The organism is Neisseria sp. P0022.S009 (assembly GCF_051956675.1).
In the GTDB taxonomy this organism is placed as follows: Bacteria; Pseudomonadota; Gammaproteobacteria; order Burkholderiales; family Neisseriaceae; genus Neisseria.
In genome coordinates this window covers 1-464 of record NZ_JBQCXE010000061.1, presented here as the reverse complement: position 1 = coordinate 464, position 464 = coordinate 1, and the positions used below count along the sequence as shown (strand labels likewise).

Here is a 464-nt window from a genome sequence, read left to right as displayed (position 1 = left end):
CCGAAAAACAAGCCGGCAAAACCGGTTTGACCCGCGAAGAAGACGTACTGGATACATGTTTCTCCTCCGCACTCGTGCCGTTCTCCACACTCGGATGGCCGTCTGAAACCGACGAACTCAAAGCCTTCCGGCCGTCCAATGGCTTGGTCACCGGCGACGAAATCATCTTCTTCTGGGTGGCGCGCATGATTATGATGACCACCCACTTCACCGTTAAAGTACCGTTTAAAGAAGTGTACATCCACGGCATCGTGCGCGACCACGAAGGCAAAAAAATGTCCAAATCCGAAGGCAATGTCATAGACCCTGTGGATTTGATCGACGGCATCGACTTGGAAAAACTGCTGGTGAAACGTACCACCGGCCTGCGCCAATCCGAAACCGCGCCGAAAGTGGAAGAAGCCACCAAAAAACTCCTACCCGAAGGCATTCCGAGCATGGGGGAGGACGCATTGCGCTTCACC

1 protein-coding gene is annotated in these 464 nt (G+C 53.9%); it reads left to right on the top strand.

What is annotated here, in order from left to right; all coding sequences use genetic code 11:
* On the top strand, positions 1-464 hold a 464-nt coding region (locus ACTHUG_RS11440; RefSeq protein WP_440422291.1), incomplete at both ends, for a class I tRNA ligase family protein.